Genomic DNA, 6,957 nt, shown 5'->3' on the forward strand with positions numbered 1-6,957 from the left:
CAAAATGGTAGAATAGAGGCAAGAATCTTTTTTAAGGAGGCTATATGTCAGAGTTATTTAATAAAATCCAAGAAGTGACAGCCCTTGAAGGGCTAGCCGGCTACGAACACGAGGTCCGTGATTACCTGAGAGGCAAAATCAGCCCACACGTTGATCGCATCGAGACAGATGGCCTGGGGGGTCTCTTTGGTGTTAAAGATAGCAAAGAAAAGGACGCGCCACGTCTCATGGTGGCGGCACATATGGATGAGGTCGGCTTCATGATCAACCAAATCAAGGCAGACGGGACCTTCCGTGTGGTCTCAATTGGTGGTTGGAATCCTATGGTCGTTAGCGCCCAGCGCTTTACCCTTCACACTAGCAAGGGGACTAAACTCCCTGTGATTTCTGGCTCTATCCCACCACACCTCGGCTCATCGGCTACGCCAAAGATTGAAGATATTGTCTTTGACGCTGGTTTTACAGATAAAGCAGAGGCTGAAAGCTACGGTGTTCAACCAGGTAACATCATCGTTCCTCAAGCAGAAGCAATTCTGACAGCTAACGGCAAAAATGTCATCTCTAAGGCCTGGGATAATCGCTTTGGCCTCCTCATGGTTACAGAACTTCTCGAGAATCTTTCTGGCCAAGCTTTGCCAAACACCTTAATCGCAGGTGCTAACGTTCAAGAAGAGGTTGGCCTGCGTGGGGCTTCGGTTTCGACAACTAAATTTAATCCAGATATTTTCCTGGCAGTCGACTGTTCTGCTGCTGGCGATGTCTATGGCGACCAAGGCCAACTGGGTGGCGGAACACTTTTCCGTTTCTACGATCCAGGTCATGTGATGCTCAAGGATATGCGTGATTTCCTCATGTCCACCGCTGAAGATGCTGGCGTCAAATACCAGTACTTTGCTTCTAAAGGCGGAACAGACGCGGGAGCGGCTCACCTCAAAAATCACGGCATTCCATCAACGACTATTGGTGTGGTTGCCCGCTACATCCACTCGCATCAAACCCTCTTTAGTTTAGAAGACTTTGAACAGGCCCAAGCCTATCTCCAAGCTATCATTAAAAACTTGGACCGTTCAACCTACGAAACCATCACAAACTACTAGCAGTCAAAAAACCTTTGCTTCCAATCAGGAAACAAAGGTTTTTCTATTAGGAGAAGTATGACATAAGGACAATCCCTAGAAAGGCAATAAAGTTATTGAGCATATGGACGCCAATAGATACTTCTAGCGATTGGGTTAGATAGTAACTCAAACTGATAATAGCGCCCATGCCTGCGTATATGAGAAAGCTCCCAAGGTCTGTCGGACCATGAACTAGGGCAAACGTTACAATACTGATGATAAAAGCCAGAGGCACTGACTTGGGAACTAATGATTTAAAAACAATCCCTCGGAAAATAATCTCCTCACAAATGGGAGCCGCAACGACCAACATGATAAAGTAAAGTGGTAATGGCACTTGTCCCAATAAACTTTCAACCACTTCCTGGTTCGCTGTGGTTTCAACATTCCCTAAAAGACTAATCGCAATATTCACCCCTAAGATTAAGACATATCCCACAATAATAATAATGGCATTCTTTCCCTTTAACCAGTGGGATTTGGGTGCCCAATAGCCCATCTTTTTAGCGTAAAAGAGAAAACCAGCAATGACTAAAAGATACAATAGAGCCACTAAAGCATAACCCCAAAGAGGGCTTGATTGTCCCGTTTGTTGGCCAAGAGCAACTAAGATTCCTACAAAGAGCGACGGCAATTGGTATACAACCAGTAATCCAAATGCTTGTAAGACATATTTTATTTTTTCCCAGAACATAGATTTCTCCTCTAATCTTATAATTAAGAACGGCAGTTGATTTTTCAATGACTCATTTGTTCGTTTGTACAATTGTTCTATATACAGAATATAATTTTGGTGGAAAATTAGCAAGTCTTTTTTAACTCTTTAGCCATCAAAAAAAGACCAGCTGAGCTGGTCTGTGAAAGTAGATAAACCAAGTTTTCTGTAGTAATAATATTCAAAAGGTTGATTAACGATTCTAAATTGATGGATTTTTAGCGAGCGTGGCGAACAAAAATAGAGACTTTCCGCCGTGATAAAAGAGGCTGGAAAATAAGTCCTAGCCTGCTAATCATTTATCATCAGTTAAACAAGACGCAGTGGTTGATTGGAAGCCCTAAAACGCTTGCTACGCAATCGTTAGAGGCCGTCCTAATCAACTGTGCGGAGATGAGACAACGAAGTCAATTTATGTGAAATCATGACTTCTGGCCCACTCTCACGGAAGTTTTGAGACCTAAGGCTCAAAACTTAGGTTGGAATTCCGAAGGAAGTCGCTACCGTCCGTTATCACCTAAGGAAAGTTTAAAAAAAGGACTTTGTCTTCAGTCTGAGACCAGCTGAGCTGGCCTCTCCTTACTCTTTTAAACAATAGTACGAGTGCTAGTTTCCTTCTCACAACCAACGGTGAAAACATACTTGTGCCCTTGCGTCAGACTGTGGTAAAACCCCTGCCCTTCGTAGAGCTGGAAAACCTGAACACTTTCCTGCTCTTCCTTGCTTGGGTAGACGTAGTTAACATAGGGGTTATCTTTCAACAATTCTTGAAGGCGATCGCGACCAACCTGCTTGACCCTACCTTCAATCCTTATCACCTGAATCAGATAGTCTTCCTGTGACATGGCCGTAATGGCCACATGCTCAGTGTCTACCATTTGGCGGTAAAAATTCGTGGTCGGGCTCGTCATAAAGAATACCCCTTTTTCATTGGCAACTCCGATATGGGCATGCCGGGCATGAGGAAGACCATCCTTATCAACCGTTGCAAATACTGCTACTTTCATGTCTTCTAAAATAGACATTATTTCTTTAACTTTCATAGCGCCTCCTTTTTGAAATCGCTTTCTGATTTTATTATACCAGATTCTAAGGAGATTAGGAACTATTTCACAACAATTGCCTGGTCTAGAGATGTTATCCAGCGAAAAAATCTCACCTGAGCGGTGAGATTTTTAACTTTTCGTACTTATTTTACTTTAGCTGTGCTAGTAATTGTTTCAACAGCTTTCTTGATAGCAATGTCGTGTTTCAACATATCTGCTGACAAGAGGCCACGCACTTGATCAACTGGCATGTTGTAGTCGTTAGCAAGGGTTTGGATTTCGTTTTCGATGTCTTCGTCTGTTGCTTCAAAGCCTTCTTCCTTAGCAATCGCTTCGATAACAAGGTTTGTTTTCACGCGCTTGTCAGCGTCAGCTTCATGTTGTTTGTGAAGATCGTCTTGAGTTGTACCAGTGATTTGGTAGTACATTTCTGGAGAGATACCTTGACGTTGGATACCACCCAAGAATTCGTTCATAGCACGATGAACTTCTTCGTGGACCATTTCTTCTGGAAGGTCAACGATTTCAGCATTTTCAACCGCAAGTTCAATTGCTGCTGCTTCTACAGCGTCGTTATATGCTTCTTCTTTGTTTGCCTCTAATTCTTTGCGGTATTTAGCTTTCAACTCATCCAAAGTTTCCACTTCTTCATCCAAGTCTTTTGCTAACTCATCATCCAATTCTGGAACTTCTTTAGCTTTAACTTCGTGAATGGTAGTCACAAAGACAGCATCTTTAGCTGCCAAGTCTTGTGCTTGGTAATCTTCTGGGAAAGTTACTTCAACGTTAACTGTTTCGCCAGCTTCGTGACCAACCAATTGGTCCTCAAAGCCTGGAATGAATGATCCTGAACCAAGTTCAAGGGAGTAGTTATCGCCTTTACCACCGTCGAATTCTTCGCCATCAACAGAACCAACAAAGTCGATTACAACAGTGTCGCCGTTTTCAGCTTTGCCTTCTTTGATCGCAAGTTCTGCCAAGCCATTGCGCTCGCGCTCAAGACGTGCGTCAACTTCTTCGTCGGTTACTTCTTTTGTATCTTCGACAGAGACTTCAAGGTTTTTGTAATCACCAAGTTTAACTTCTGGTTTTGTAACCACTTCAGCAGTGATTGTCCAGTCTTGGCCTTTTTCCATAGAAGCGATATCAATTTTTGGTTGAGCAACCACTTCGATACCAGCTTCTTCAACTGCTGCTTCATAAGCTTCTGGCAAGAGGTTGTTCAAAGCATCTTGGTAAAGGGCTTCTTCGCCAAAACGTTGATTGAATACTGGACGTGGCAAGTGACCTTTACGGAAACCAGGTACAGAGATATCTTTCTTGATTTTGTTGAAGACTTTTGTCAATTCCGGTTGGATATCCGCTTGTGCAATGGTAAATGTTAACACACCGCGGTTTGTTTCTTTTGTTTCAAATGATACAGACATTGATGTCGCTCCTTAAGTTTTATTACATACCTTACAATTTTACCATAAGACTGGCATTTTTCAAAGGTTTTTGCTGGTTTTTGTGAAAAAAGACAGACCAAGAAAGGTTCAGCACTATTTTAAAATCCTTCCATTAGTCCTAACGGTCTCCCGATAAGTAAGCTTCGACCATTTTCTTTTGCGGGGTGGCAAAAGGGTAGTTCTCAAAATCTTCCAAATCGACCCACTCCAACTGGCCTGTTTTTGGTAGGTCTGCCGTGTCAACCGTTCCCTCGATCAGCTCAATCTGCCATTTTTGATGACTAAAGACATGGTTGACAGCTGAAAATGTGTGTGTTGACCATACGGGATTCATTTGGTATTTATCCCCAAAACTATCCGTCTGGGATAACCGCTCCATGACAAGGGTCTTGTCTTCAAAGAGACTGATCTGTTGTTCAAGCAGTTGAGTTTCCATAATCGGAAATGACCAAAAGCCTGCTAAAAGTCTCCCTTGTTTGTTTTTCTCCAAGAGGTAGGCACCGTCTTGATTTCTGATCACAAAAGCCTGTATCTGCATAGGACGTGGCTTTTTCTTAGGCTCTTTAATCGGGTACTTGTCCATGGTGCCATGCTGATAGGAAGCACTAAAGGCCTTAATAGGACTTTCTTCAGGACGGGGATTTTTAGGGCCTTCGATGTCAGTACCAAGATCCATCAAGGCTTGGTTAAAGTCCCCTGGCCGGTCAGGATCAATTAGGATTTCCATCATAGCCTGGAAGATTTTGCGATTCTTAGGGTCTCCAATATCATAATCGACCTCAAAGAGACGGGCCATGACCCGCATAACATTCCCGTCAACAGCTGGTTCTGGAAGACCAAAAGCAATACTAGAAATGGCACCAGCTGTGTAGGGACCTATGCCTTTGAGACTTGCTATGTCAGCATAGGTCTGAGGAAATTCGCCACCAAAGTCAGTCATGATCTGCTGGGCTGCCGCTTGCATATTGCGGACACGCGAATAATAGCCCAGACCCTCCCAAGCCTTGAGCAGACGCTCTTCGTCTGCTTGAGCTAAATCCTCAACCGTTGGAAACCAATCCAAAAAACGCTTGTAATAGGGAAGGACCGTTACAACCTGGGTTTGCTGAAGCATAATTTCTGAAATCCAAATATGGTAAGGGTTTGACGTCCTGCGCCACGGAAGGTCTCTCTTGTTAGCATCGTACCAATCGAGAAGCGCCTTTCGAAAAGCGACAATCTTATCTTCTTCCCACATGGTAATGCCATAATCTTGTAAGTCAATCATACCGTTATTGTAGCAGAATCTCCCCTTTTCAGCAAAGAGCAACTCTAATTCCTTAAAGTCTCAAAGTGCGAATTAAGCATCATGGTGAAGTGGAATGAAAAGGGTCAACCCTCCTCCTATACGGAGAGTCGACCCAATTTCTCACAATGGCTCGGTCCTCAATCTTGGACCAATCTAATATCTTAATCGCGCTGATATCTGAACATCTTCGCCTAATTTATCTGGACTCAGAATATAAACCTTACCAGATGAGTCTATAACTCGGTGAATAATTTGTTTGACAAAATTACCACTTTCACCATCAAAGCGACCATCTGTAGAGATACTTCCTTCCTGGGTCAAGTCACTTGAAATAACAACTTCATCAATGCGTCCTTCATGAGCAACATTCGCCAAGTCTTCCAAGTGATTATCAATGCGGAATTCTGGTCCTGTTTCCTTAAATCGTTCCAACACATCTACTTCTTGGCGATTAGCAGATTCTTTTGCGAAAGCCTTAGCCGCCTCTGCGATATCCAAATCTGAAAGTTGTGCACCTGATGCCTCAATCCCTTGCTCTAACAGGCCTTGGTATTTGCTGATACCCCGGAAGGCTGCCTGATTTTCAGTGAGTGCAAAGAGAACTAAGCCAGGACTGGGCTGATTGCCATGGTTTTCAACGAGATGGGTGTCAACATAACGGAAGAAGTTTTCACGGTCAATTTCTTTTTCCTGACTGGTCTCATTGTGTCCATGGTAGGTTTGCTCTGCCGCTGTGCCTCGAGAGCCGTAGGTTCCATGTGTCAATTCACCACCAACTTTTTCTTCACCCAAAGCGTCTGTTAAGCTGATGGGCCAGTCATTTTCAGTGATTTCTTCAAAATGGTTCAAACCGACAGAGAAGAGCCGAGCCTCATCCTGACTCAATACCAGTAATTCAAAATCATGGTTAAACTGATAATGCTGAACCAATGGCTTTACATAAGGCCCTTGACCAACAACTAATTTGTCCGAGACTGCTGTGTCCACATGATAATATACAATGCTATCTTCTGAAATATAAAGCAAGAGACTCCCTGTATTATTCAACAAGGTTCTGGCATCTCGTTGGACCAATTCTAGCTGATCGCTCAAGTTTATCCCAGCTTTCTCCGTCAAGGACTGCGCTTCTTTAACAAAATTATTTAAGGTGATGGCATCTTTTTCAGAGTAAGCTGAAGCAGGGTCTAGATCGATGATGATTGAGACATAGGGACTGTCGGCTAATGGTAAAGCATCGTGGGGAAATTGCTAAATTTCAAGTAGAAGTTAGCCATTTTTAAGAAACTGTGCAGGAGACAAATAGTTCAGTATTTTCTTAGGATAATGATTGATCCAATTTTCG

The 6,957-nt window shown here is 43.2% G+C and carries 6 protein-coding genes; 1 reads left to right on the plus strand and 5 read right to left on the minus strand.

All coding sequences use genetic code 11. The features are described from left to right. Positions 1 to 44 precede the first annotated feature (44 nt). Entirely contained in the window at positions 45 to 1,097 is a 1,053-nt protein-coding gene (gene pepA / locus J2S23_RS06995; RefSeq protein WP_307122032.1) for a glutamyl aminopeptidase, read from the plus strand. A 46-nt stretch (positions 1,098 to 1,143) separates the two neighbouring features. On the opposite strand, the gene J2S23_RS07000 is transcribed toward pepA, so the two are convergent. The 5 genes from J2S23_RS07000 to J2S23_RS07020 all read right to left on the minus strand — a co-directional run bounded on the left by J2S23_RS07000 (position 1,144) and on the right by J2S23_RS07020 (position 6,731). Beyond that, complete coding sequence (locus J2S23_RS07000) at positions 1,144 to 1,812, minus strand: CPBP family intramembrane glutamic endopeptidase (protein WP_307122033.1); 669 nt, start codon at positions 1,810 to 1,812, stop codon at positions 1,144 to 1,146. 608 nt (positions 1,813 to 2,420) lie between these two features. Beyond that, a complete protein-coding gene (locus tag J2S23_RS07005; RefSeq protein ID WP_307122034.1) occupies positions 2,421 to 2,876 on the minus strand; it encodes a pyridoxamine 5'-phosphate oxidase family protein in 456 nt (151 codons plus the stop codon). 146 nt (positions 2,877 to 3,022) lie between these two features. Next, positions 3,023 to 4,306 carry a trigger factor gene (tig, locus tag J2S23_RS07010; protein WP_307122035.1) on the minus strand — a complete coding sequence of 428 codons (1,284 nt, stop codon included), beginning with the start codon at positions 4,304 to 4,306 and terminating at the stop codon, positions 3,023 to 3,025. A 139-nt stretch (positions 4,307 to 4,445) separates the two neighbouring features. Then, a complete protein-coding gene (gene mutY / locus J2S23_RS07015; protein WP_307122036.1) occupies positions 4,446 to 5,594 on the minus strand; it encodes an A/G-specific adenine glycosylase in 1,149 nt (382 codons plus the stop codon). 174 nt (positions 5,595 to 5,768) lie between these two features. Next, positions 5,769 to 6,731 carry a baeRF6 domain-containing protein gene (locus J2S23_RS07020; RefSeq protein ID WP_307122037.1) on the minus strand — a complete coding sequence of 321 codons (963 nt, stop codon included), beginning with the start codon at positions 6,729 to 6,731 and terminating at the stop codon, positions 5,769 to 5,771. Positions 6,732 to 6,957 lie beyond the last annotated feature (226 nt).

It is taken from the genome of Streptococcus moroccensis (genome assembly GCF_030812835.1).
GTDB lineage: Bacteria > Bacillota > Bacilli > Lactobacillales > Streptococcaceae > Streptococcus > Streptococcus moroccensis.